The following is a 24682-nucleotide window of genomic DNA, read 5'->3' on the forward strand; positions in this document are numbered from 1 at the left end:
CAGGATGGGACTTCGCACTATCGCCGCCGGGTGCGGCATCCCGGCAGCGGCGCTGCTGGCAGCGGGCGCACTGGCGCAGGGCGTCCCCGATCCCGATGCGACGGCGCAGGGCGACGTTTCCCTCACGATCTACAACAGCGATCTCGCGCTGGTGCAGGACGTGCGCCAGCTTGCCATCGCGCAGGGGCGCAGCCGCGTCGAGTTCCCCGACGTCTCCGCCCGGATCCAGCCCGAGACGCTGAGCTTTGCGGCGGCGGGCACCACGATCATCGAGCAGAACTTCGACTACGATCTCCTCACCCCCGGCAAGCTGATGGAGAAGGCCATCGGCCAGACCGTCACCCTGCTGCGCACCAACCCCGCCACCGGCGCCGAGACCCGCGAGCGGGCGAAGGTGCTCTCCACCGCCGGGGGCGTCGTCATCCAGATCGGCGAGCGGATCGAGGTGCTGCGCGACGACGGGTTGCCGGTGCGCGTGATCTTCGACCGCGTGCCCCCCGGCCTGCGCGCGCGGCCCACGCTGTCGATCAACCTCGATTCGGCGCGCGGCGGCACCCGACCGGTCGCCCTGCGCTACCTGACGAACGGCCTCGGCTGGAACGCCGACTACGTCGCGCTCTACAACGAGGCCGCGGGCACCATCGACATGCAGGGCTGGGTGACGTTGACGAACGGCACCGGCACCACCTTCCACAATGCCGACACCGTGCTGGTCGCAGGCAATCCTGCTTCTGGCCCAAACGGTAGGGGCGGCGGCTACGGCTACAACCAGCGCGGCATGATCCGCGCCGGAACGCAGGCGGCCGAGCGCGAGCGGCTCGGCGATTTCTACCTCTACCCGATCAAGGGCCGCACCACGATCGCCAACGCCCAGACCAAGCAGGTGAGCTTCCTCGACGTGCAGGCCGTGCCCGCGCGCAAGATCTACGCCGCAAGCGTCGACTGGCAGCAGAACGACGAACAGCCCCGCAACGTCCAGAGCCGCATCGCCTTCTCCTCCTCGCGCGAGCAGGGCCTCGGCGATGCCCTGCCCGCGGGCACGGTGCGCTTCTACCAGCGCGACCGCGAAGGCACTCCGCAGTTCATCGGCGAGAACGCCATCGGCCACACCCCGATGGGCAGCGAGCTCTCGCTCGTCACCGGCGATGCCTTCGACATCACGGTGAAGGCCGAGATCGAGAAGCGCGAGACCATCACCGGCGCGGAATGGGAGAAAAGCGCCCGCTACCGGATCTTCGAGGGCGGCAAGACCCGCGAGGTCACCGTCGAGCGGCCCAAGACCTTCTACCGCACCACCATGCGCTACACCCTCACCAATGCAAAGGCCGCCCCGATCGACGTCGAACTCACCCAGACCGGCCTGGCGCGCGGCTGGTGGGGCGACGACACCCGCGTCACCCTCGAGGACATCAAGGGCGAACAGCTCAACGCCGACCGGCGCAAATATGTCGTCCCCGTGCCGGCCGAGGGCGAGCGGGTGATCCGCGTGACCTACGAAACCCGCTACTGAGGCGGCGGCGATGCGGCTGGCCGCAACCTGTCTCGTCCTCGCCGCGCTGGCCGGCGGGCCGCTCGCCGCGCGCGAGGTGGTCGACGCCTCGCCGCCTGCCGACCTGTCGGTGACGATCTACCGCGATCCCGACCGCGACCCGGACGAGCGGCTGCGGCGCGAGCGCCCGGGTGGGATCGCGATGATCTCCGAAACCCGCCGCGTGACGCTCCCCCCCGGCGAATCGACGATCCGCTTCGAGGGCGTGGCCGAGGGCATGATCGGGGTCTCCGCGATCGTCACCGGGCTGCCCGGCGGCACCATCGAGATGAACCGCAACGCGCAGCTCCTCTCGCCCGCCGCGCTGGTCGACGGGACGCTCGGCAACCGCGTGACCATCACCCGCACCAACCCTGCGACCGGCGCGGCGACCAGCGAGCAGGCGGTGGTGCGCACCCGCGCCGACGGGGGGCTCGTGCTCGAGACCTCGCAGGGCTTCGAGGCGGTGCGCTGTTCGGGCCTGCCCGAAAGCCTTTCCTTCGCCCGCGTCCCGCCGGGCCTGTCGGCGCGCCCGGTGTTCTCGGTCGACACCCGCTCGCCCGAGGGCGGCACCTTCGACGTGACGCTCACCTATCTCGCCTGGGGCTTCGACTGGCAGGCCGATTACGTCGCCAGCCTTGCCGAGCAGGCGAAAGGCGGCGAGCTGAGCCTTGACCTGCTGAGCTGGCTCACCCTCGTCAACGACAACGGCCAGAGCTTCGATTCCGCGCGCCTCCAGATCGTCGCGGGGCGGCTCAACCTGACGAGCGATTACCGCAGTCTCGCCGATCCGCCCGTGGCCGAGCCGCTGCGCCTGACCTGCTATCCGATCGGCAGCACCGCGGCGGGGACGGCGCCGCCCCCGCCGCCGCCGCCAGCTCCGCCGCCCCCGCCGATGGCTGCGCCCGTCATGATGGCTGAGGCGATCACCGTTATCGGCGCCCGGATGCAGGCTGCCGATGCCGGCGTGGTGACGGCATCCGAGGAGGATCTCGGCGATCTCAAGCTGTTCCGGGTGCCGGGGCGGGTGGACGTCTCCGCCAGGGGGATGAAGCAGGTCGCCTTTCTCGACAGGGACGGGGTGAAGGCGCGGCTCATCTACCGCACGACCTGCGATCCCTACACCGACAGCGCCGAGGAGCCGCTCGCGGCAGAGCTGCTGCTGGCGACGCGGAACGAGGAGGCGCGCGGCCTCGGGATCGCGCTGCCGCAGGGGGCGATGACGCTCTACGAACCGGCCGCCGGAGGCGAGCGGCTGGCCGGGCGCACCACCTTGCGCGACTATGCGCGCGGGCAGGAGATGGAGCTGGAACTGGGCGAGAGCGCGCAGGTCTTCGCCCGCTGCGCCGCGCAGCAGGCGGGCGGGGCGGGCGAGATCGCGCGCCAGTGGGTGCCGATGCGCGCGCGCCTCACCAACGCCAACCCCCATCCCGTCACGATCCGGCTGCAACTGGGTTACGCGGGCGGCTTCGACATCCGCTTCCCGGGGCAAAAGGTGGCGGTGAAGGACGGCTGGCAGACGGTGGAAGTGACCATCCCCGCCAGTGCCGAACGGCGTTTCGACTGGCAGCTGCGCTCGGCCACGCGCCCCTGACGCGGGGGTAGGAACGGGCGCCTGCGGCGGGGCGGAAAAATTTTCCGTTCCCTACTTGTTCCATGAGAACAAATGCGATACATGCTGCCCCAGCGGGCGGCGGAAAACTCCGCCTTGCCCCTAGGCAAGCGAAGGAGCGCATGCGATGGCTACCCAGTTGAAATTGGTCGAAGAGGACAGGAAAGCCGTGGATCGTCAGAAGGCTCTGGAAGCCGCGCTTGCGCAGATCGATCGTGCCTTCGGCAAGGGTTCGGCGATGAAGCTGGGCTCGAAGGAGACGATGCAGGTCGAAGCCATCTCCACCGGATCGCTGGGTCTGGACATCGCGCTCGGGATCGGCGGCTTGCCGCGCGGCCGGGTGATCGAGGTCTACGGGCCGGAAAGCTCGGGCAAGACCACGCTGGCGCTGCACGTCATCGCCGAAGCGCAGAAGATGGGCGGCACCGCGGCCTTCGTCGATGCCGAACACGCGCTCGATCCGGTCTATGCCAAGAAGCTGGGCGTCGACATCGACGAACTGATCGTCTCGCAGCCCGACACCGGCGAACAGGCGCTCGAGATCACCGACACGCTGGTGCGCTCCAACGCGATCGACGTGCTGGTGGTCGACTCGGTCGCGGCGCTGGTGCCGCGCGCGGAGATCGAGGGCGAGATGGGCGACAGCCACGTCGGCCTCCAGGCGCGCCTCATGTCGCAGTCGCTGCGCAAGCTGACCGGCTCGATCAGCCGTTCGCGCTGCATGGTGATCTTCATCAACCAGCTGCGCATGAAGATCGGGGTGATGTACGGCAACCCGGAAACCACCACCGGCGGCAATGCGCTCAAGTTCTACGCCAGCGTTCGTCTCGACATCCGCCGCACCGGCCAGATCAAGGACCGGGACGAGATCATCGGCAACACCACCCGCGTCAAGGTGGTCAAGAACAAGGTGGCGCCGCCGTTCAAGCAGGTCGAATTCGACATCATGTACGGCGAGGGCATCTCCAAGATCGGCGAGATCCTCGATCTCGGGGTCAAGGCGGGCCTGGTCGAGAAGTCGGGGAGCTGGTTCTCCTACGATTCGATCCGCATCGGGCAGGGGCGCGAGAACGCCAAGACCTACCTGCGCGACAATCCTGAGGTTTGCGACCGGTTGGAAGCTGCGATCCGCAGCCGCACCGACCAGGTCGCCGGGGAGATGATGACCGGGCCGGACGCGGACTCGGACATGTGATTCCCAAGCGGGCGCCTGCCTGAGCCCGGAGTGTCCCGCTCCGGCCCGGCTGTCCCCATCGGTGCCCGGACAAGCGGAACGCCGGTGCGAGCCTTCCCCAGGCCCGCACCGGCCTTTCGCGTTTCGGGGGGTCTTGCTGCGCTCTGCCGTAGCGGTGCCGTGGGCCTGTCGTCGCGATGTCGTTGCACGGTTGTCGCGATGCGGTTGTCTTTTGGGCCCCCGTCCGGGCACCCGCAATGCGCGCTCCATTGCGTTCAGCCCGCGCTTTGCCTAACTGCACGCCCATGACGTCGACCAACGAAATCCGCCGCTCCTTCCTCGACTACTTCGGTAGGAACGGGCACACGCCCACGCCGAGCGCGCCGCTCGTGCCCTACAACGATCCGACGCTGATGTTCGTCAACGCCGGAATGGTGCCGTTCAAGAACGTCTTCACGGGCCTCGAAACACCCGCCAGCCCCCGCGCCGCCTCCTCGCAGAAATGCGTCCGCGCCGGCGGCAAGCACAACGACCTCGACAATGTCGGCTACACCGCGCGGCACCACACGTTCTTTGAAATGCTTGGGAATTTTTCCTTCGGCGACTACTTCAAGGAACAGGCGATCGAACATGCCTGGACCCTGTTGACCAGGGAGTGGGGCCTGCCTGCCGACCGGCTCACGGTCACGGTGTATCATACAGACGACGAGGCCCACGCCCTGTGGCGCAAGATCGCGGGCCTGCCCGACAGTCGGATCATCCGCATCCCGACCTCGGACAATTTCTGGTCGATGGGTGACACCGGCCCCTGCGGCCCCTGCTCCGAGATCTTCTACGACCACGGCGATCACATCTTCGGCGGCCCCCCGGGCAGCCCCGACGAGGACGGCGACCGCTTCGTCGAGATCTGGAACCTCGTGTTCATGCAGTACGAGCAGCAGGCCGACGGCACGCGCCGCGACCTGCCCAAGCCCTCGATCGACACCGGCATGGGCATCGAACGCATCGCCGCGGTGCTCCAGGGCGTGCACGACAATTACGATACGGATACCTTCAAGGCCCTGATTTCGGCATCGGAATCGCTCACCGGCGTCGCCGCTGTGGGCGATCATGCGGCCTCGCACCGCGTCATTGCCGATCACCTGCGCTCGACGAGCTTCCTCATGGCCGACGGCGTGCTCCCCTCCAACGAGGGCCGCGGCTACGTGCTGCGCCGGATCATGCGCCGCGCCATGCGCCACGCGCACCTCCTCGGCGCCTCCGAGCCGCTGATGCACCGTCTCGTCCCCGCGCTCGTCGGGGAGATGGGGCAGGCCTACCCCGAGCTCGTCCGCGGCCAGGCGCTGGTCGCCGAGGTGCTCGAGCGCGAGGAAACCCAGTTCCGCCGCACGCTCGACAAGGGCCTGAAACTGCTCGACGAAGCGACCGGCGATCTGGCGCAGGGCGGCGAGCTCGACGGCGAGGTCGCCTTCCGCCTCTACGACACCTACGGCTTCCCCTATGACCTCACCGAGGACGCCCTGCGTGCCCGCGGCATCGGGGTCGACAAGGCGGGCTTCGATGCCGCGATGGCGCGCCAGAAGGCCGCCGCGCGCGCCGCGTGGAAGGGCTCGGGCGAGGCCGCCTCGGGCGAAGTGTGGTTCGACATCGCCGAACGCGAGGGCGCGACCGAATTCACGGGCTATGCTGCCACGACCGGCGAGGGCAAGGTCGTCGCGATCGTCAGGGGCGGAGCCGAAGTCGCTGCCGCCGCCGCGGGCGACGAGGTCGTGATCCTCACCAACCAGACCCCCTTCTACGGCGAGAGCGGTGGCCAGACCGGCGATGCCGGCACGATGGCGAGCCTCGCGGGCCTGCGCGCGACCGTGACCGACACGGCAAAGCCGCTCGGTCGTCTCCACGCCCATCACGTGCGGATCGACGAGGGCGCCGTCAGCGTCGGCGACACGGTCGAGCTCAAGGTCGATGCCGAGCGCCGCGACCGCATCCGGGCGAACCATTCGGCCACCCATCTCGTCCATGCCGCGCTGCGGGGCCGGCTCGGACAGCATGTGACGCAGAAGGGCAGCATGGTCGCCGAGGACCGGCTGCGGTTCGATTTCTCGCACCCCGTCGCGCTTACCCCCGAGGACATCGCGGCGATCGAGGCCGAGGTGAATGCCGAGATCCGCGCCAACGAGACGGTCAGCACCCGCCTGATGACCCCGGACGATGCCGTCGCGGCGGGCGCGCTGGCGCTGTTCGGCGAGAAGTATGGCGATGAAGTCCGCGTGCTCGCGATGGGCCGCGCCGGCAGCGAGGGCCGCAACTATTCGGTCGAGCTGTGCGGCGGCACCCATGTGCGCGCCACCGGCGATATCGGCATTTTCCGGATCGTCTCCGAAAGCGCGGTCTCCTCGGGCGTGCGCCGCATCGAGGCGATGACCGGCGAGGGCGCGCGTCAGTGGCTGGTCGCGCGCGAGGAAGCCCTGAAGTCGGCCGCCAGCGTGATCCGAGCGACGCCCGAGGAAGTGCCCGCGCGCCTCACTGCGCTGCTCGAGGAGCGCAAGCGGCTCGAGAAGGAATTGGCCGAGGCGAAGAAGGCGCTCGCACTGGGCGGCGGCGGGACGGGCGGGGCGGCGGCTCCGGCCGACGAGACCGTTGCCGGAGTCACCTTCAGCGGTCAGGTGCTCGAGGGCCTCGATCCGAAGGAACTTCGCCCGCTGCTCGACGCGGCCAAGCAACGCATGGGATCGGGCATCGCAGTGCTGATCGCGGTCAACGAAGGCAAGGCGAGCATCGCCGTGGCCGTCACCGACGATCTGACCGGGCGCTTCAGCGCGGTCGACCTGGTGCGCGCGGGCGTCGAGGCGCTCGGCGGCAAGGGCGGCGGCGGGCGGCCCGACATGGCGCAGGGCGGCGGGCCCGACGGCAGCAGGGCGGCCGAGGCCCTTGCGGCGGTCAAGGCGGTGCTCGCAGGCTGATCGGGCACCGCGGCGCGCTGGCGCTAGCGCTTGGTCGAAGCAGCGCGGGTAGCGGGCTCGGAGCCGCGCGCCAGATCCGTGTCCGGGCGGCGATTGCCTTCGAGCTGCTTGTCCTTGACCGTGCCGTGTTTCTCGTCGGTCAGGGTCTCGGGGCGACGATCGGCCGGGTTGTCGGACTGGGGGGTGTCGGGCTTGCTCATGGGGGCTCTCCTTTGCCCCGACTTACCAGCGGCGTGCGCGAATTGTTTCTCAGCCCGTCGTGCTGGTGCGCAGCTTCGGCTTTTCGCTGAGGCCCCCGTCGCGTTCCAGCTGTTCGCGGAACTCGTCGCGCTTGGCGTGGATCGAGGCGATCACCGGGCCCATCGCCACGCCAATATCGACCAGCACCGCCTCGGATAGCTGGAGCGAGCTTTCCAGCGTCTCTGGCACGGCGTGGCTGGCGCCGGCCCGGTAAAGGGCGGCGGCATGATCGGTGTCGCGCGCGCGGGCGACGATCAGAAGATCGGGATAGGTCTGCCTGAGCTTGGCGACGAGCCGCTGGGCCAGCACCGGTTCGTCCATCGTCAGCACCACGGCCGGCGCGGTCTCGACACCAAGCCGCGGCAGTGCATCGCCGCGCGCCGCATCGCCGAAGGTGGCGCGATAGCCGTCGCGCTTGGCCTGGGCGATCAGATCGGGGTTGGTGTCGATCATGACATAGGGCTTGCCGTGGGTCTGCATCATGTCGGCCACCAGACGGCCGACGCGGCCGCCGCCGACGATGATGGTGCGCTCCTCGGCGCTGTCCTCCTCGCCGGGCAGGGCGGGCGCGCCGTCGACCCGGCGGGCGATCACCTGACCGAGCTTCGCCAGCAGCGGGGTGACGGTGAGGCCGATGGCGGTGACGGTCTGCCAGAACTGCGCGGTCTCGGTATCGACCACCATCGCGGCGGTCGCCGCCGCCAGCACGATCAGCGTCGTCTCGCTCGGCGAGGCCATCATCACGCCGGTTTCGGCCGCGGTGCTGCGGCGTGCGCCCATCAGCCGCAGCAGGATGCCGGTGACGATCGCCTTGAACACCAGCACGCCCACGACTGCCACCGCGATCATGCCGATCTGCTCGCCGATTTCGCGGAGGTTGATGCTCATGCCGATGGTGATCAGGAACACCCCGAGGGCAAGGCCCTTGAACGGCTCCATGATCAGCTCGACCTCGGTGTGATACTCGGTCTCGGCGATCAGCAGACCTGCGATCAGTGCGCCGACGATCGGCGAGAGACCGACCAGCGCGGTGGCGAGGCTCGCGCCGATCACCACCAGCAGCGAGGCGGAGAGGAACAGTTCGGGGCTCTTGGTGCGCGCAGCCTGCGCGAACAGGCGGGGGAGGGCGATGCGTCCGGCCACGAGCAGCACCCCGATGACGAGGCCGCCCTGCCACATGGTCTCGACAAGGCCGCTCCAGCCGTCGCCCTGCGCATTGGGGGCGAGCGCGCCGAGGATGAAGATGATCGGCACGATCATGATGTCCTCGAACAGCAGCATCGAAAGCGCCGCGCGGCCCACCGGCGTGCGCGTGCCCGAGATCGGCAGGACGATGGCGGTCGAGGAGAAGGCCAGCGCGAAGCCGAGCGCCAGCGCCGCCGTCCAGCCGAGCATGCCCGTGAGGCCGAACAGCGCGGCCAGCGACGAGCCGATGATCAGCAGTTCGAGCGCGCCGAGGCCGAACACCAGCCGCCGCAGCTGCCAGAGGCGGTTGAACGACAGCTCCAGCCCGATCGCGAAGAGCAGCAGCACGATGCCGAAATCGGCGAAGGGCGTGAGCGCCCCGGGGTCGCTGATCGTGATGTAGTAGAGCCAGGGTATTCGCTCGACCAGTGAGCCCAGGCCATAGGGCCCGACCAGCACCCCGATGACGATGAAACCGATGATCGGGGTGATGCGGAAGCGGGCGAAGACCGGGATCACGATTCCCGCGGCGCCAAGGATCACCAGTGCATCGGACAGGAAGGGGGAAAGGGTCAGTTCGCCAGCCACATGACGGACTTAACGGGCCGCAGCCGGGCTGTCACCCTTGTGCAGTGCAGAAAAAAGCCGGGCAGGCCATGCGGCCGCCCGGCTTTTGTCTATGACAATCGAGCGACTATCAGGCCCAGGAGGCCATTTCCTTCTCGAGGTTCTGGACGATGGTCTCGAAGAACTGCTCGGTGGTCTGCCAGGCCTGACCCGGGCCGATCAGCAGCGCGAGATCCTTGGTCATGTAGCCCTTCTCGACGGTCTGGATGCAGACCTTCTCGAGCGTTTCGGCAAAGCGCACCACGTCGGGCGTGTTGTCGAACTTGCCGCGGTACATGAGACCGCGGGTCCATGCGAAGATCGAGGCGATCGGGTTGGTCGAGGTCGCCTTGCCCTGCTGGTGCTGGCGGTAGTGGCGGGTGACGGTGCCGTGGGCGGCTTCGGCCTCGACGGTCTTGCCGTCCGGGGTCATCAGCACCGAGGTCATGAGGCCGAGCGAGCCGAAGCCCTGTGCCACGGTGTCCGACTGCACGTCGCCGTCGTAGTTCTTGCAGGCCCAGACGAACTTGCCGCTCCACTTGAGGGCCGAGGCGACCATGTCGTCGATCAGGCGGTGTTCGTAGACGATGCCCTTTTCCTTGAACTTCTCGGCGAAGCCCTCGGTGTCGAACACTTCCTGGAACAGGTCCTTGAAGCGCCCGTCATAGGCCTTCATGATCGTGTTCTTGGTCGACAGGTACACCGGCCAGCCGAGGTTGAGGCCGTAATTGAAGCTCGACCGGGCGAAGTCGCGGATCGAATCGTCGAGGTTGTACATCGCCATCGCGACGCCCGCGCTGGGGAAGTCGAACACGTCGAGGTCGATCTTGGTGCCGTCCTCGCCGTCGAAGACGAGGCGCAGCTTGCCCGGGCCGGGGATCAGCGTGTCGGTGGCGCGGTACTGGTCGCCGAAGGCATGGCGGCCGACGACGATGGGGTCGGTCCAGCCCGGCACCAGGCGCGGCACGTTGTCGATCACGATCGGCTCGCGGAAGACCACGCCGCCCAGGATGTTGCGGATCGTGCCGTTGGGCGACTTCCACATCTTCTTGAGGCCGAATTCCTCGACGCGCTGTTCGTCGGGGGTGATGGTCGCGCACTTCACGCCGACGCCGTACTGCTTGATCGCGTTCGCGGAATCGACCGTCACCTGGTCGTCGGTCGCATCGCGGTTCTCGATCGACAGGTCGTAATATTTCAGGTCGATGTCGAGGTAGGGCAGGATCAGCCTTTCGCGGATCCACTGCCAGATGATCCGGGTCATCTCGTCGCCGTCGAGTTCGACGACGGGGTTGGCGACTTTGATTTTCTGCATGGCCTATGCCCTATCCTTCTTGCCCCGTCGTGCGCGGGGCCGTGCTTGATCGACAGGAAGCTGTTGCGGGCCCGTCCGAGGCCCAAAGATCCCGCGCGGGCTTTAGCAGAGGCGCGGGGGCTTGCAAGCGCAGGAAATGCGAATGAAACGCAACAGCCCTTGCGCGGCGCGGCGCTGGGGATCACGGGCACGAAAAAGCCCGCCGGTGAGGGCGGGCTCGTCAGCCTTTCAGCCGATGGTGGGCGTAGCAAGGATTGAACTTGCGACCCCTACGATGTCAACATAGTGCTCTACCACTGAGCTATACGCCCACACCATCGGATCGGCCCCGGTTCGGGGCGGAGCGGCCCTTTATCGCAGCACCAGGGAAGGTGCAAGCGATTCGAGAACGTCTAGCCGCGCGCCGCGTCCGCTTCCTCGAACACGCGTTCCACCTCGAGCACCAGATCGCGCAGGTGGAAGGGCTTCGAGAGCACCTTGGCGGCTGGCTGCTCGCGGCTGGCGCGCAGGGACACCGCGGCAAAGCCGGTGATGAACATCACCTTGGTGCGCGGCGAGAGTTCGGCGCAGCGCTGGGCAAGCTCGATCCCGTCCATCTCGGGCATGACGATGTCGGACAGCAGCAGGTCGTAGTCGCCGGTCTCCAGCAGCGGCACGGCATCGGTGCCGCGATCCACCGCGCTGACCGAATAGCCGGCATTGGTGAGCGCGCGCTCGAGATAGGCGCGCATCGCGTCTTCGTCCTCGGCGAGCAGGATGCGGGGTGTGCGTGTCGCTGTCATGCCGGGGGTGTTAGCAGGCCGGGCTTAAGAAATCTTTGTGCTTGCGGCAGGCTGAGGCTGCGCGTTCCTGCGAAGGGGAGGGTCGGGCGGACGATCAGGCTTTGACACTGCGGGCCAAAGGCTTCAGCAAGGGCCACGATGCCATCCCCCCCGCAGCCTCTCCGTACAGGTCCCGCCCCGCGCCGTATCGCGATGAGCGGCGGGGTGGTGCCGGGTCTTGCGGAGGCGCCTGCTTTCACCCTGACCCGCCCCGAACGCCTGCGCCTGCCGGTGCTGGTGGCCGTGCCCCACGCGGGGCGCGCCTATCCGCCCGCCGTGACGGCGCGGATGCGGGATGCGACGCTCGCCCAGCTGCGGCTCGAGGATCGCCACGCGGACCGGCTCGGGGTCGCGATCGCGCGCGAGACCGGGGCGGCATTGCTGGTCGCCCACGCGCCGCGCGCGCTGCTCGATCTCAACCGCGCCGAGGACGATGTCGACTGGGACATGATCGAGGGCGGCAGGCCTGCCGATGCCGCGCCGGAAGAACCGGGCCAGCGCGGCAACGCGCGGGCGAGGAGCGGCCTCGGACTGGTGCCGCGCCGCCTGCCGGGCTCGGGAGAGATCTGGCGCGGGCGCCTCGTGCCTGCCGAGCTCGCGGCCCGGATCGAGGGCATCCACCGCACCTATCACGCAAGCCTTGCCGAAGAACTGGCGCGGATCCGTGCCGAGTGGGGCGCGGCGCTGCTGGTCGACCTGCATTCCATGCCGCCGCTGCGGCCTGCCGAGGGCGAGAGCCGCGCCCCGCTGGTGGTCCTCGGCGACCGCTTCGGTGCCTCCTGCCACAACGCGCTGGTCGGCCGCGCGCTCGCCCATCTCGAGACGCGCGGCGTGCCGGCTGCGCAGAACCGGCCCTATTCGGGCGGCTATGTTCTCGACCGGCACGGCGCCCCGCGCGAGGGTGTTCACGCGGTGCAGATCGAGGTGTGCCGCACGACCTATCTCGACCGCCACCTTGCCGAACCCGGGGCGGGCCTTCCGGCGATCGCAGCGATGCTGGCCGGGCTGGTGCGCGAGCTCGGCGCGGAAACCGCGCTGCTCGGCGGCGGCGAGGGGCTGCGGCAGGCAGCGGAATAGCGCCGCGCAGCAAAACGGGCGGGCAGACCTCGTCCACCCGCCCGCTTGCTGTCTCCATCGGGCCGGAGCGTCGCCCCGGCCCGGTCGCTCGATCAGTTCACCGCCGGAGCCGGAGCGCCGTTCGGCGTCATCGGCACCTTGCCCTGGGCGAGCTGGCGCTCGAACAGAGTGCGCAGCAGGTTGAGCGAGAAGAGGTGCGCGTAGATCAGCATCAGCATGCCGTTCTTGGCCAGTTCCTCGAGCTTGGCGGCGGGAAGCTCGCGCAGCTTGTTCTCGTCCACCATCCGGAAGCCGCGATAGATGAACGGGGTGTCGGGCATGTCGTTGCGGGTGATCGCGATCTCGCCGTCCATCAGCACGTCGAGCTTCACCAGCTCCTCCATGAACAGCTTGGTGCGCTGGCCGGCTTCCTCGAAGCGGCGGCAGAAATCGAGCACGCCTTCGGTGTATTCGGTCGGCTTGCCCTCGCCGTCGAACAGCGCGAGACCCTCGTCGAACTTGCCGAGCAGGTTGGCGCTCGGGTCGAAGCACAGCGACATGTCATCGCTGCCCGGCTGGAGCTTGGCGAGGATGAAGGGATAGCGGCGCGCATAGGCCGGAAGGTAGATCACCTCGTTGATCTTCATGTCGTCGCCGACAAAGGTGTTGACGCCTTCGTTGAGGCCGAACAGCGCGATCGGCAGCGGGTTTTCGCCGGCGGTGAAGACGATCGGGAAATCGCGCTGGGCGTCGACGAACTCGTCCGAGGTCACCGGGATCGCGTGGGTCGCGGCAAGATAGGCGGCGCTTTCGAGCGTGCCGGCCTTCCAGTCGGCGTGATCGCGGCTGTTGAGCGGTAGAAGGTCCTTGTAGAACAGCGGAAGTTGCGGTTGCGGCGCGCTGGCCATGACGAAGTCTCCGACAAACGGTGGTGGATGATCCCCTCAGCGGAAGACCTCTCGCCCCGCCGAAAGCGCGGCCCTTAGGGCTTTGCGTGGCCCTGCGCAAGCCGCGAGGGTCAGGCCCGCGGGGTCGCGCGCAGCAGTTTCCCCGGATTGAGCAGCCCCGCCGGATCGAGCGCCCGCTTCACCTGCGCCATCACGGCGAGCGCCACCGGATCGTGGAGGCGGGCGAGCTCGTCCACCTTCATCTGCCCGATGCCGTGCTCGGCACTGATGGATCCGCCCCACTGCGTCACCAGATCGTGTACCCGGGCGCTCACCGTCTTGCCCTCTGCCTCCTCCCATTCCCCCCGCACCGCGCCCGGCGGGGCAAGGACGTGGAAGTGGACATTGCCGTCGCCCAGATGCCCGAAGGCGACGGCACGGGTGCCGGGAAAGGCGGCCTCGATATCGGGCACGGCGGCGAGGATGAATTCGGGCATCGCCGCGACCGGCACCGAGATATCGTGCTGCATCGCCGGGCCGATCGCCCGTTCGGCAGCGGAGATGCCGTCGCGCAATTGCCAGAAGGCCTCGGCCTGGCTGTCGCTGGCGGCGATCACGGCGTCTGCGATCAATCCGTCCTCGAACGCGGCGGCCAGGGCGGTCTCGAGCGCGTCGCGCAGGGCCGCGTCGTCATGGGCTGGCGAGACGCATTCGACCAGCGCGTTCCATGCATGGGCCTCGGCCAGCGGGGCGCGGGCATCGCTCTGGTGAGCGAGCACGCTTTCGAGGCAATGCGCGGGCACCACCTCGAACCCCTCGAGCGCATCGCCGAGCGCGCGCTCCATGCGGCCGAGCAAGGTTCCCGCCGCGACGATCCCGCCGAGCCCGACCCAGGCGGTCACGCGGCCGATGGGGGCGGGCAGCAGGCGCAGCCGCGCTGCCGTGACGATGCCGAGCGTGCCTTCCGAGCCGATCAGCAGCTGCTTCAGGTCGAAGCCGCGATTGTCCTTCTTCAGCGGGGTCATCAGGTCCAGCACCTCGCCCGAGGCGAGCACGGCCTCGAGCCCCAGCACCTGCGCGCGCATCGTCCCGTGGCGCAGCACCTGCGTGCCCCCCGCATTGGTCGAGACGAGACCGCCGATGGTCGCCGAACCCTTGCCGCCGAGCGTCAGGGGAAAGCGCATCCCGGCGCTTTCCGCCGCCTCGTGCAGGGTCTGGAGGATCACCCCGGCCTCGCACTCCACCTGTCCTGCCTCGGCGCTGAGGCTGCGGATGCGGTCCATTCGCCGCAGCGAGAGGAGGATGGCGTGGCCCGTCGCGTCGGGGGTCGCGCCGCCTGCCATGCCGCTGTTGCCGCCCTGCGGGACGATCGGAATGTGATGCGCGGCGCACAGCTTCACCAGCGCGGCGACCTCGGCGGTCGAGGCCGGGGAGGCGAGCGCCAGCGCCCGGCCGGTGTAGCGTCCGCGCCAGTCGGTCAGCCAGGTGTCCATCCGTTCGGGATCGGTGGTCAGTCCGCGGGGGCCGAGCAGCTCGGCGGCAGCGGCCAGAAAGGCGGCTGTGTCGGCGGCCGGGCGGGACGGGGCGGCAGGATGATTCATTGTTGCCTCCATGCCACAGTCGGCAGGGAAATTGCCACCGCTTTCGTGCCGCACGTCGCGGCAGTTAAGCCACGGTTCAACCATTGTTGCTAAACCGCTTCGGCCTTTGGCAAGGGGTCGCGCCATCGGCATGTCCGCCCGTTCCGCCGCTCACGAGGAGAGTGCATCCTCCCATGGACAGCCTGTTCGCCCTTGCGGCGCCGCTTGCGCTGCTGCTGCCGTTGGTGGCTCCGGGCGGCGAGAAGAGGGATGACGGGCGGCGCTCATCCGGTGCTTCGGCCCCGCAATGCGACGCTGCCGCTGCAGCCGGTGACAACACACCGGTCACGCTCAACCCGCTCTCGGCCTGGCGCGAATCCGCGATCGCACGCCAGGTGCGGATCGAGCAGCGGGTCGTGGTCCGCATCGCGCCCCAGCCGTCCGCCGTCCGCCAGAACATGCTCGCCGAGATGCCGCAGCGCCCCCAGCCGCCGCGTTTCGAGGAACGGGGCAAGGAAAAATGCGTGCCGCTCGACGGCATCGCGGGCGTCCAGACGGGCAGTGGCAACCGCCTCGTGCTGTACCTGCGCGACCGCCGCATGATGTCCGTCGCTCTCGAAAAAACGTGCCGCGCCCGCGACTTCTATGCCGGCTTCTACGTCGAGAAGAACAAGGACGGGCGGCTCTGCGTCGATCGCGACAAGCTCCAGTCGCGCACCGGCGCACGCTGCGAGGTGGAGACGATGCGCCAGCTTGTGCTCGCGGACGGTTGACGCCGCACCGGCGCGCCCGCGCGATTCCTTGACTTTTGCAGCCATTTGCTGGAAAGGCGCGGCGGCCTGATCCGGCGCTTAGACGCGCGAGCGGGCCTGCAATCTCCGGCAGCGACCCTGCCCGCTATTCTCGGACACCATACACCTGATGACCTTCGCCGATCTCGGCCTTTCGCCCGAATTGCTCAAAGCCGTGGAGGACGCGGGCTACACCACGCCGACCGCGATCCAGGCGCAGGCGATCCCGACCGTGCTGATGATGAAGGATCTCATCGGCATCGCCCAGACCGGCACGGGCAAGACCGCGAGCTTCGTGCTCCCCATGATCGACGTAATGGCCGCCGGCCGCCGTCGCGCCCTGATGCCGCGTTCGCTGATCCTCGAGCCGACGCGCGAACTCGCCGCACAGGTCGCCGAGAACTTCGAGAAATACGGCAAGAACCACGATCTCAAGATGGCGCTGCTGATCGGCGGCGTGCAGATGGGCGACCAGCTCAAGGCGCTGTCCGACGGGGTCGACGTGCTGATCGCCACGCCGGGCCGCCTCATGGACCTGTTCGAGCGCGGCAAGATCCTTTTGAACGGCTGCGAGCTCCTCGTCATCGACGAGGCCGACCGGATGCTCGACATGGGCTTCATCCCGGACATCGAGTTCATCTGCTCGAAGCTTCCCGAAACGCGCCAGACGATGCTTTTCTCGGCGACCATGCCGCCGCCGATCGAGAAGCTGGCGAAGAAGTTCCTCACCAATCCCAAGCGGATCGAGGTGAGCCGTGCGGCCTCCACCAATGCCGACATCACCGCCTTCAAGGTGCCGGTGAAGACCCGCGCCAAGCGCGAGACGCTGCGCTGGTTCCTCGAGAACGATCTGGTCGAGACCGCGATCATCTTCGCCAATCGCAAGACCACGGTGCGCGAGCTGAACCAGAGCCTCAAGCGCCACGGTTTCCGCTCCAGCGAAATCCACGGCGACATGGATCAGACTTCGCGTCTCAAGGAGCTCGAGCGGTTCAAGACCGGCGAGGTCAACATCCTCGTCGCCTCCGATGTTGCCGCGCGCGGGCTCGACATCAAGGGCGTCTCCCACGTCTTCAACTTCGACACGCCCTGGCACCCTGACGATTACGTCCACCGCATCGGCCGAACGGGGCGTGCCGGGGCCAAGGGCCGGGCCTTCACCTTCGTCTCGGACGAGGATGCCGAGGCTATCGCCAATGTCGAGAAGCTGACCGGCAGCGCGATCAAGGTGTTCGGCAAGGCCGACGTGCGGGTCGACCTCAGCGAAGTGCTGGCCAAGGCGGAAGCCGCGAAGGTCGAGCGCAGCGAGGCGGAGGAGGAACCGCGCGAGGAGCGCAAGCCCCGCCGCGCCCGCGAGGACCGCGAGGAGCGGGAGGAGCGCCCCCGCAAGGAACGCCGCCCCCGGGACGAACGACGCGAGGAGCGTCCTGCGCGCACCGAGCGGCCCGAACGCGGCGCCCGCCGTCACCGCGAGGACGACGAGCCGGTGCCCGCCGGCGAATGGAACGGCCCGCGCCCGAGCTTCCTCGACGTCGGCTTCGGTTAAGGCCTTTCAGGGACTTTCGTGCCGCAAGACCTTGAGGTAACGGGGAAAGGTTCGTCCAACCCCGGCGAAGGAATATCCTTCAGTGAACTGGCAGCAAACCGTGAATGCGCGCGGCTGGAAGGTGCCGTTCCTCAACAAGTCCCTGTTCCAGATCGGCAAGGACCTGCGACCCAGGATCGACCGGATCATCATGAACGCGTCGAAGATCCCCGACACTGCGATCGTGGACAAGGCTGCCTTCCCCTGGATGCCCGCTCTCGAGGCCCGCTGGCAGGACATCCGCGACGAGGCCGTGCGCATCCGCGCCGAGGACATCCCTTCGCTCGGCGACATCTCCTTCGATCACGGCCGCATCGCCGCCGACCGACGCTGGCGGGCGTTCTTCATCAAGGGCTACGGCTACCGGATGGAATCGAACGCGCGCCGCGCGCCGATCACTGCCGACCTGCTCGACCAGGTGCCGGGTCTGGTCACCGCCAATTTCTCCGTGCTCGAGGCGGGCGGGCACATCCCGCGCCACTGGGGCATGACCAAGGGAATGCTGACCTACCATCTCGCGCTCAAGTCCCCAGCCGACCGCGCGAAGTGCCGGATGCATCTCGAGGAAGGCGAGGCAGTCCATGTGCTGCACTGGGACGAGGGCGAGTCCTTCGTCTTCGACGACATGTTCAATCACGAGGTCTGGAACGAGACCGACGAGGATCGCTACATCCTGCTGATCCAGATCAAGCGCCCCTGCCGCTGGAGCGGGAATGCCATCCAGAACCTGTTCCTGTGGGCCGTCGGCCGGTCGCGCTTCGTGCAGGACATCCGCAAGGCGATCGAGGCCGCCGGGGGCAAGGTCACCGCCTGAGCGCGGCTGCGGCTTAACGCTTTGTTGGCTGGTGCCCGACTAGAACTTGCGGGTGACTGCCACCATTCTCGAATCCCTGCGCACCGAGCTCGCCGAACTGCTGCCGATGGCGGTGGTGTTCGGCCTGCTGGCGCTGGCGCTGAAGCGCGGCGCGGTGTTCTCCGGCATCCGCCGGGCGCGCGGCGAGATCGTGACCAATCTGGCGCTGCTGCTGGTCAATGCCGTCGTGGTCGTGCCCTTGCTGGCGATCCCGCTTATGACCGGCAAGTCGCTGGTCCCCCGGCCCGAGGTGCTCGTCGCCTTCTGGGAGGCCGTGCCGGGCCTGCTCCCGCTGTTCGTCGCCATCGTGCTGTGCGACTTTGCGGGCTACTGGCGTCATCGCCTGGAGCACACCCGCGCGCTGTGGCCGGTCCATGCGACCCACCATGCCGACGAGGCGATGAACTGGCTGAGCCTGCGCCGCAAGCATCCGCTCGGCGAGGCGCTGAGCCTTCTGTTCGACAGCCTGCCGGTGATACTGCTCGGCCTGCCGGTCTGGGCGATCGCGATCGCCTTCATGCTGCGCAGCTGGTGGGGCTATTTCATTCATGCCGACCTGCCCTGGACCCTCGGTCCGGTCGGTCGCTTGCTGATCTCGCCTGCCGCACACCGCCTGCATCACATCCGCGACGAGCGGCTGATGGGGACCAATTTCGGCAACACGGTGACGCTGTGGGACCGCGTGTTCGGCACCTACATGGACCCGGCGCCCTACGTGAACTGCGAGACCGGCATTGCCGAAGGCACCCGCGACGCCTGGGGCGAACTCAAGCGACCCTTCGAGGCGCGCTACTGGCGCAAGGGCGCTGCCGACGTGGCCGAGCAGCCCGCCGCCTGACCGGCGTTTAACCCACCACTGTCACGAAGCTGTCGAGCACCCGCTTCTCGCCCGCCTCCTCGAACAGGATGGTGAGCTTGTTGCCTTCCTGGTCGATGACGCAGCCCGTGCCGAACTTGGCATGTGTGACCATAGCCCCGATCGCGATGTCGGAGCGGGCGGGGGCGGCAAAGCTCGCCGCCGACCGGGTGTTCTCGCGCACGCGGGCGGGGGTGGTGTCGTATCCGCTCGCCAGCGCCCGCTGCCAGCCGGGGCCGCGCTGCTGCGCCCGGTCGGGCCGGTCGCGCGCCACGTGCGCGAAGGGGTCTTCCTGCTCGCTCCAGTTCGCCCGCCACAGCGAGGCACCGCCGGTGAGTGTCGTTTCCTGCTCGATATGCTCGGCGGGAAGTTCCTCGATGAAGCGCGAGGGGATGGAACTGGTCCACTGGCCATAGATGCGGCGGTTGGCGGCGTGGAGGATGGTGCAATGCCGCCGCGCGCGGGTGATCGCGACATAGGCGAGACGGCGCTCCTCCTCCAGTGACGCGAGGCCGCCCTCGTCGATGGCGCGCTGCGAGGGGAAGACGCCTTCCTCCCAGCCGACGCAGAAGACGTTGTCGAATTCCAGCCCCTTGGCGGCATGGATCGTCATGATCGTGACCGTCTCGCCCTCGTTCGCGCGGTCATTGTCCATGACGAGGCTGACGTGCTCGAGGAAATCTCCGAGCGTCTCGTATTCCTCCATCGCGCGGGCGAGTTCGGAGAGGTTCTCCGCGCGGCCCGCACTTTCGGGCGAGCGGTCGGCGGCGAGCATCGCGTTGTAGCCCGATTCCTCCATCACCAGCCGGAGAAGGTCGGCCGGAGAGAGCGTCTCGGCCTGCTCGCGCCAGTGCAGGAACTGGCGCATCAGCCCGCCGATGGTGATCGCGGCGCGCTTGGGCAGCTCGTCGCTGTCGGCCAGTTGCAGCGCGGCGGCAGCGAGCGGCAGGCCAGTCCGGCGGGCGTGCGAGTGCATCGCCTCCAGCGCCTTGGCGCCGAGCCCGCGCTTGGGGACATTGTGGATGCGCTCAAACGCCAGATCGTCCTGAGGCTGCGCGATTAGGCGCAGATAGGCGAGCGCATCGCGGATCTCGGCGCGCTCGTAGAAGCGGAAGCCCCCGATGATCCGGTAGGCGATGCCGATCTGGATGAAGCGGTCCTCGAACTCGCGGGTCTGGTACTGCGCGCGCACGAGGATGGCGACCTGGTCGAGGCCTGCGCCCTCCCGCTCCAGCCGCTCGATCGCCTCGCCGACGCGGCGCGCTTCCTCGGGCGCGTCCCAGACGCCGATGACCTTGACCTTGTCGCCGCCGTTGACCTCGGTCCACAGGGTCTTGTCGTGGCGCTGCGAATTGGCGCGGATCAGCCCCGATGCCGCGCCGAGGATGTGCGGCGTGGAGCGGTAGTTCTGTTCGAGCCGGATCACCTCGGCGCCGGGGAAATCCTTCTCGAAGCGCAGGATGTTGGCGACTTCGGCCCCGCGCCAGGAATAGATCGACTGGTCGTCGTCCCCCACGACACAGATGTTCCTGTGCCCCTGCGCGAGCAGCCGCAGCCACAGGTACTGGACGGCGTTGGTGTCCTGATACTCGTCCACCATGATGTAGCGGAAGCGGCGCTGGTAATCGGCGAGGATGTCGTGATGCTGCTTCAGGATGTTCAGCATGTGCAGCATCAGATCGCCGAAATCGCAGGCGTTCAGTTGCTTGAGGCGCTCCTGATAGCGGCCATAGAGCGCCGCGCCGCGGCCGTTGGCATAGGCCTCGTTCTCTACCGCATCCAGATCCGCCGGATTGAGGCCGCGGTTCTTCCAACGGTCGATCAGACCGGCAAGCTGGCGCGCGGGCCAGCGCTTCTCGTCGAGATCGGCCTCGGTGATCAGCGCCTTCAGCACCCGCAACTGATCGTCGGTGTCGATGATCGTGAAATTGTGCTGCAGACCGACAAGCTCGGCATGGCGGCGCAGCATCTTGGCACAGATCGAGTGAAAGGTGCCGAGCCACGGCAGCCCCTCCGCCGCCGGGCCGAGATGGTGCGCCACGCGCTCGCGCATCTCGCGCGCGGCCTTGTTGGTGAAGGTGACGCACAGAATCTGCGAAGGCCAGGCGCGCCCCGTCGCAACCAGATGCGCAAGCCGCGAGGTAAGCGCGGCGGTCTTCCCCGTGCCCGCGCCGGCAAGCATCAGGACAGGCCCCTCGGTCGCCAGCACGGCCGCACGCTGCGGCGGGTTCAGCCGCGCGGCGTAGGCGGGCACCGACTCGGGCGGAGCGGCGGGGGAGGGCAGAGGCGGGCTCATCGTCTTGTGCGAACAGGTAGGGAACAATTATCACCGGAGCAAGCCGCGAGGCGCCTTGCCGCACAGGCATTGCGACGGGCGGATCATCGGCCTGCCGTCTTTCAGCCACATTTACCGACCGGACGGGGCAGTGACGGGTTGTCCGGCCGGCCGGAGCATTGTCCCGGGAAGCACCGTGTCCATATGTGGAGATGTCCGGTTCGCAGGGGCCGCGCCGCCGGACAGCATACAGCGTTCGTCGTGCTCGGGTCAGTTAATGATGGAGTTACCCATGCACAAGTCTCTGAAGATTCTCGGTCTTGCCGGTGCCGCTTCGGCTCTGGCGATGACTCCCGCCCTCGCTTCGGCTCAGGATGAAGCGATGCCCGGCACCACCCCGCCGAGCATGCCGGACACCGGCACGACCACCACGACCACGCCGCCGACGGCGCCGTCCGACACCACCACCGAAACTCTCCCCGAGTCGACCGATGGCACCGTGGATGACGGCACCATGCCGCCCCCGGCATCCGCGTCCAAGACCATGACGGTGGAAGAGCAGCAGGCGGCGGTCGCGACCTGGCCGGCCGAGACCCAGACCTATTACCAGTCGCTCCCCGAGGAGCGTAAGGAGATGTTCTGGGCGCTGTCGGATCAGGACAAGGTCAGGCTGAGCCAGCTGCCGGAAGACCAGCGTGAAGTGGCCTGGGGCCAGATCGAAAGCCAGATCAAGTCCTCGCAGGGCTAACCCGCACTTTCGTCGCGGACCGTCGCCGGGCCGGCAACGGAGGCATCCACCCGCAAGAGGTGGAGCTTCCCCTTGCCGACCCGGCGTTCGGTGTCGTGGACCAATCCCGTGACCGCCACGTCCTCGCTGAAGGCGGTCTCGAGCGCGATCCAGGTTTCCGGCCCGATCCAGCCCAGCCGCAGCAGCCGGTCGAGCGCGACTTCGCCCGCGCCCGAGTGATAGGGCGGATCGGCCAGGATCAGGTCGAGCGGCCTGGTGGCGGCCCGCAACCCCATCACCGACCCTGCCTCCACTCGCGCTTTGGCGCCTGCGCCCAGCGCTGTGACATTGGCGCGGATCACGTCCAGCGCGGCGCGGTCCTGCTCGACGAACAGGCACGATGCCGCCCCGCGCGACAGGGCCTCGAGTCCTAGCGCGCCCGAGCCGGCGAACAGATCGGCGACCTGCAGCCCCTCGAAATTGCCCAGCCGGCTGGTCAGCATCGCGAACAGCGTCTCGCGCGCCCGGTCGGCCGTGGGCCGCGTGGCCTCGCCCTTGGGCGCGGCAAGCTTCCTCCCGCGCCATTCCCCGGCGATGATCCTCACTTGAGCGGACCCTTCGCCAGATCGGCGAGGAAGCGGTCGACCGGCTTGCCCTTCAGCTCCACCGCCTGCCCGCGCGGCAGATCGCCGAGCGCAAAGGGGCCGTAGCCGACGCGGATCAGGCGGTTCACCTGCAAGCCCAGATGTTCGAGCACGCGGCGGACCTCGCGGTTCTTGCCCTCGGTGATGGTCATCTCGATCCACAGGTTGCGGCCCGAGGAGCGTTCGAGGTTTGCGTCGATCGAGCCGTAGCGCATCCCGTCGATGGTGACGCCCTCGATCAGGTCCTCGAGCTGCTCCTGCGAGACCACACCGAAGGCACGGGCGCGGTAGGTGCGGGGCACGCGGCTGGCGGGCAGTTCGAGCGTGCGCTTCACCGCTCCGTCGTTGGTCAGCAGCAGCAGCCCCTCGGTATTGAGGTCGAGCCGTCCGACCGGCATCACCCGTCCGGCGTTCTTCGGCAGGGCATTGCGCAATGCGGTGTAGATCGTCGGCCGGCCTGCCGGATCGCGCTCGGCGGTGATGAGGCCGGTGGGCTTGTGGAAGGCGAACAGCCGGGTCGGCTCGGCGGCGGTGACGGGCTTGCCGTCGACCGTCACGCCCTTGAGATTCGGCAGGATCGTGGCCGGCGTGTCGAGCACCTTGCCGTCCAGCGCCACACGCCCCTCGGCGATCATCCGTTCGACCTCGCGGCGGCTGGCGACGCCTGCGCGGGCGAGGAGCTTCGCGATGCGGTCGCCCTCGGGGCGGTTTTCGGAGCGGGGGGGCTGGGTGGGCATGGGGGCCGCGCCTAGGGCTTCAGCCCGCCGCCCGCAAGGCTTCGCTGACGATCGCATCAAAGCGCGCGATCCCGCCTTCAAGCGTGCCGAGCGTGATGTGATCGACCGCCCCCGAGGAAAGCCCCTGCTGGCCCAGCTCCGCCGCGCGGAAATCCTCGCTGGCGAAGACCCCGCCGTCGAGCAGGTTCCAGCTCTTCTCCCAGTGCGCCAGCGCCTTTTCGGTCGCGGGTGCCTCCGGAATGAGCATGAAGTCTTCGACCAGCGTCAGGTCGGCCGCCTGCGGCATCAGTACCATCACGTTGACGTAGTCGGGGCTGGGCACGATCACGGTCGCGGGCAGGAGCTGATAGGCGAAGGTGACGACCCGCCGCAGCTGCGCCATGTCGGTGAGGTCGACGCCCTCCATCTCCTCGAGCCGCCCGACGGCGCTGCGCTGGTGCGGGCCGATCTGGTCGCCCGCCGTGATGCCGTCCTTGAAGAAGGGGCCGATGGTCGCGGCGTGGAGGCGCGTGACGTGGTAGCTTTCGAGGAAGGCATCCATGATGAGCTTCCAGTTGCCCTTCACCGTGTGGAGCTTGCGCCGGAACAGGTGGGCACCCGCCAATCCGAAGGAATCCAGATCCCTGCCCAATTCCTGTGCAGCGCCGAAATCGGCGCCCTCGACCGGCGCGAACCAGATCAGGCCGCCTGCCTCGAGCCTGGGCAGTTCGACGAGGCCGTAATCCGCCTTGTCCAGCCCGGGGAAGGTCTCGGGCCGGGGGAGGGCCATCAGCCCGCCATCGAGCCGGTAGGTCCAGGCGTGATAGGGGCACACGAGCCGCCTGGCGCATTGCACCTCGCTGCCCTCGACCAGCCGCGTGCCCCGGTGGCGGCAGACGTTGAGGAAGACATGGGCGCGCCCCTCGGCGTCGCGGGTGACGAGCAGCGGGCGCCCCGTGGCATCGTGCGGCACGGCCATGCCGGCCTCCGGCAGGAGCGCGGACGGGGCGATGACCTGCGGCAAGCGGTCGAACAGCCCCGCCTTCTCGCGGGCGAAGTGATGGGGGCAGGTGTAGTTCGCCGCAGGCACCCTCTGGATCCCGCCCGCCACCTTGGCGCGCCCCTCCCGGATCGCCTCGGCGAGCGCCAGCTGCCCGGGGGTCGGCGACATTCTGGGCAAATCTGTTGTTGCAGCGTTCATCGCTCTTTTCTCATCCTCTCATTCCTGCTGAGTGTGGCAGAGATCGGGATCAATCAAAAGGACTCCT

20 protein-coding genes and 1 tRNA gene are annotated in these 24682 nt (G+C 68.3%); 10 read left to right on the plus strand and 11 right to left on the minus strand.

Annotated elements, in window-relative coordinates; genetic code table 11:
• Positions 1-4: 4 nt before the first annotated feature.
• From ACMX37_RS06350 to alaS, 4 genes are all read left to right on the plus strand, one after another.
• Positions 5-1510 (plus strand): DUF4139 domain-containing protein, encoded by a 1506-nt coding sequence (locus ACMX37_RS06350; RefSeq protein ID WP_483148020.1) that lies wholly within the window; start codon positions 5-7, stop codon positions 1508-1510.
• Between the two features lie 10 nt (positions 1511-1520).
• Complete coding sequence (locus ACMX37_RS06355; RefSeq protein WP_483148021.1) at positions 1521-3122, plus strand: DUF4139 domain-containing protein; 1602 nt, start codon at positions 1521-1523, stop codon at positions 3120-3122.
• Between the two features lie 145 nt (positions 3123-3267).
• Positions 3268-4335 carry a recombinase RecA gene (gene recA, locus ACMX37_RS06360; protein WP_088914590.1) on the plus strand — a complete coding sequence of 356 codons (1068 nt, stop codon included), beginning with the start codon at positions 3268-3270 and terminating at the stop codon, positions 4333-4335.
• Between the two features lie 284 nt (positions 4336-4619).
• Complete coding sequence (gene alaS / locus ACMX37_RS06365; protein WP_483148022.1) at positions 4620-7277, plus strand: alanine--tRNA ligase; 2658 nt, start codon at positions 4620-4622, stop codon at positions 7275-7277.
• A 23-nt stretch (positions 7278-7300) separates the two neighbouring features.
• Here the strand turns inward: alaS and ACMX37_RS06370 are convergent, their stop codons facing one another.
• From ACMX37_RS06370 to cpdR, 5 genes are all read right to left on the minus strand, one after another.
• Positions 7301-7477 (minus strand): hypothetical protein, encoded by a 177-nt coding sequence (locus ACMX37_RS06370; protein ID WP_483148023.1) that lies wholly within the window; start codon positions 7475-7477, stop codon positions 7301-7303.
• A 49-nt stretch (positions 7478-7526) separates the two neighbouring features.
• On the minus strand, positions 7527-9290 hold the full coding sequence (locus ACMX37_RS06375; RefSeq protein WP_483148024.1) for a cation:proton antiporter domain-containing protein: 1764 nt from the start codon (positions 9288-9290) through the stop codon (positions 7527-7529).
• 109 nt (positions 9291-9399) lie between these two features.
• Complete coding sequence (locus ACMX37_RS06380) at positions 9400-10623, minus strand: NADP-dependent isocitrate dehydrogenase (RefSeq protein ID WP_483148025.1); 1224 nt, start codon at positions 10621-10623, stop codon at positions 9400-9402.
• 236 nt (positions 10624-10859) lie between these two features.
• Positions 10860-10934, minus strand: a tRNA-Val gene (locus tag ACMX37_RS06385).
• Between the two features lie 81 nt (positions 10935-11015).
• Complete coding sequence (cpdR, locus tag ACMX37_RS06390; RefSeq protein WP_483148026.1) at positions 11016-11405, minus strand: cell cycle two-component system response regulator CpdR; 390 nt, start codon at positions 11403-11405, stop codon at positions 11016-11018.
• Positions 11406-11543: 138 nt separating this feature from the next.
• Between cpdR and ACMX37_RS06395 the strand changes: the two genes are divergently transcribed.
• On the plus strand, positions 11544-12521 hold the full coding sequence (locus ACMX37_RS06395; protein ID WP_483148027.1) for an N-formylglutamate amidohydrolase: 978 nt from the start codon (positions 11544-11546) through the stop codon (positions 12519-12521).
• Positions 12522-12613: 92 nt separating this feature from the next.
• On the opposite strand, the gene ACMX37_RS06400 is transcribed toward ACMX37_RS06395, so the two are convergent.
• Both ACMX37_RS06400 and ACMX37_RS06405 read right to left on the minus strand, forming a co-directional pair.
• Positions 12614-13408 carry a SapC family protein gene (locus ACMX37_RS06400; RefSeq protein ID WP_483148028.1) on the minus strand — a complete coding sequence of 265 codons (795 nt, stop codon included), beginning with the start codon at positions 13406-13408 and terminating at the stop codon, positions 12614-12616.
• A gap of 110 nt (positions 13409-13518) precedes the next feature.
• The gene (locus tag ACMX37_RS06405; RefSeq protein WP_483148029.1) at positions 13519-14988 is read right to left on the minus strand and encodes an FAD-binding oxidoreductase; all 1470 of its coding nucleotides are present in this window, start codon (positions 14986-14988) and stop codon (positions 13519-13521) included.
• Between the two features lie 173 nt (positions 14989-15161).
• On the opposite strand from ACMX37_RS06405, the gene ACMX37_RS06410 reads away from it, so the two are divergent.
• From ACMX37_RS06410 to ACMX37_RS06425, 4 genes are all read left to right on the plus strand, one after another.
• Positions 15162-15740, plus strand: a complete 579-nt coding sequence (locus ACMX37_RS06410; protein ID WP_483148030.1) for a hypothetical protein — start codon at positions 15162-15164, stop codon at positions 15738-15740.
• Positions 15741-15888: 148 nt separating this feature from the next.
• Entirely contained in the window at positions 15889-17304 is a 1416-nt protein-coding gene (locus tag ACMX37_RS06415) for a DEAD/DEAH box helicase (RefSeq protein ID WP_483148031.1), read from the plus strand.
• A gap of 82 nt (positions 17305-17386) precedes the next feature.
• A complete protein-coding gene (locus ACMX37_RS06420) occupies positions 17387-18157 on the plus strand; it encodes an aspartyl/asparaginyl beta-hydroxylase domain-containing protein (RefSeq protein WP_483148032.1) in 771 nt (256 codons plus the stop codon).
• Between the two features lie 52 nt (positions 18158-18209).
• A complete protein-coding gene (locus ACMX37_RS06425) occupies positions 18210-19034 on the plus strand; it encodes a sterol desaturase family protein (protein WP_483148033.1) in 825 nt (274 codons plus the stop codon).
• 7 nt (positions 19035-19041) lie between these two features.
• Here the strand turns inward: ACMX37_RS06425 and ACMX37_RS06430 are convergent, their stop codons facing one another.
• Positions 19042-21348 (minus strand): ATP-dependent helicase, encoded by a 2307-nt coding sequence (locus tag ACMX37_RS06430; protein ID WP_483148034.1) that lies wholly within the window; start codon positions 21346-21348, stop codon positions 19042-19044.
• A gap of 271 nt (positions 21349-21619) precedes the next feature.
• Here ACMX37_RS06430 and ACMX37_RS06435 point away from each other — a divergent pair, with 271 nt between their 5' ends.
• On the plus strand, positions 21620-22075 hold the full coding sequence (locus tag ACMX37_RS06435) for a hypothetical protein (protein WP_483148035.1): 456 nt from the start codon (positions 21620-21622) through the stop codon (positions 22073-22075).
• Here ACMX37_RS06435 and rsmD read toward each other — a convergent pair.
• From rsmD to ACMX37_RS06450, 3 genes are read right to left on the minus strand one after another with little or no spacing between them, the layout of a single operon-like run.
• Positions 22072-22659 (minus strand): 16S rRNA (guanine(966)-N(2))-methyltransferase RsmD, encoded by a 588-nt coding sequence (gene rsmD / locus ACMX37_RS06440; RefSeq protein ID WP_483148036.1) that lies wholly within the window; start codon positions 22657-22659, stop codon positions 22072-22074. The two genes, ACMX37_RS06435 and rsmD, sit on opposite strands and share 4 nt — an antisense overlap.
• The gene (locus ACMX37_RS06445; RefSeq protein WP_483148037.1) at positions 22656-23435 is read right to left on the minus strand and encodes a pseudouridine synthase; all 780 of its coding nucleotides are present in this window, start codon (positions 23433-23435) and stop codon (positions 22656-22658) included. The genes rsmD and ACMX37_RS06445 overlap by 4 nt, the downstream gene beginning before the upstream one ends.
• A gap of 19 nt (positions 23436-23454) precedes the next feature.
• Positions 23455-24585 (minus strand): aromatic ring-hydroxylating oxygenase subunit alpha, encoded by a 1131-nt coding sequence (locus ACMX37_RS06450; protein ID WP_483148038.1) that lies wholly within the window; start codon positions 24583-24585, stop codon positions 23455-23457.
• Positions 24586-24682 lie beyond the last annotated feature (97 nt).

Source organism: Porphyrobacter sp. THAI-01a (assembly GCF_056868655.1).

Excerpts from the sequence above, each read along its gene's own strand:
- ACMX37_RS06415 (WP_483148031.1), top strand. The coding sequence starts at position 15,889 with ATGACCTTCGCCGATCTCGGCCTTTCGCCCGAATTGCTCAAAGCCGTG.
- ACMX37_RS06450 (WP_483148038.1), bottom strand. The coding sequence starts at position 24,585 with ATGTCGCCGACCCCCGGGCAGCTGGCGCTCGCCGAGGCGATCCGGGAG.
- ACMX37_RS06380 (WP_483148025.1), bottom strand. The coding sequence starts at position 10,623 with ATGCAGAAAATCAAAGTCGCCAACCCCGTCGTCGAACTCGACGGCGAC.
- ACMX37_RS06395 (WP_483148027.1), top strand. The coding sequence starts at position 11,544 with ATGCCATCCCCCCCGCAGCCTCTCCGTACAGGTCCCGCCCCGCGCCGT.
- ACMX37_RS06355 (WP_483148021.1), top strand. The coding sequence starts at position 1,521 with ATGCGGCTGGCCGCAACCTGTCTCGTCCTCGCCGCGCTGGCCGGCGGG.
- ACMX37_RS06410 (WP_483148030.1), top strand. The coding sequence starts at position 15,162 with ATGGACAGCCTGTTCGCCCTTGCGGCGCCGCTTGCGCTGCTGCTGCCG.
- ACMX37_RS06430 (WP_483148034.1), bottom strand. The coding sequence starts at position 21,348 with ATGAGCCCGCCTCTGCCCTCCCCCGCCGCTCCGCCCGAGTCGGTGCCC.
- ACMX37_RS06435 (WP_483148035.1), top strand. The coding sequence starts at position 21,620 with ATGCACAAGTCTCTGAAGATTCTCGGTCTTGCCGGTGCCGCTTCGGCT.
- alaS (WP_483148022.1), top strand. The coding sequence starts at position 4,620 with ATGACGTCGACCAACGAAATCCGCCGCTCCTTCCTCGACTACTTCGGT.
- ACMX37_RS06370 (WP_483148023.1), bottom strand. The coding sequence starts at position 7,477 with ATGAGCAAGCCCGACACCCCCCAGTCCGACAACCCGGCCGATCGTCGC.
- ACMX37_RS06400 (WP_483148028.1), bottom strand. The coding sequence starts at position 13,408 with ATGGCCAGCGCGCCGCAACCGCAACTTCCGCTGTTCTACAAGGACCTT.
- recA (WP_088914590.1), top strand. The coding sequence starts at position 3,268 with ATGGCTACCCAGTTGAAATTGGTCGAAGAGGACAGGAAAGCCGTGGAT.
- ACMX37_RS06445 (WP_483148037.1), bottom strand. The coding sequence starts at position 23,435 with ATGCCCACCCAGCCCCCCCGCTCCGAAAACCGCCCCGAGGGCGACCGC.
- cpdR (WP_483148026.1), bottom strand. The coding sequence starts at position 11,405 with ATGACAGCGACACGCACACCCCGCATCCTGCTCGCCGAGGACGAAGAC.
- ACMX37_RS06405 (WP_483148029.1), bottom strand. The coding sequence starts at position 14,988 with ATGAATCATCCTGCCGCCCCGTCCCGCCCGGCCGCCGACACAGCCGCC.
- ACMX37_RS06350 (WP_483148020.1), top strand. The coding sequence starts at position 5 with ATGGGACTTCGCACTATCGCCGCCGGGTGCGGCATCCCGGCAGCGGCG.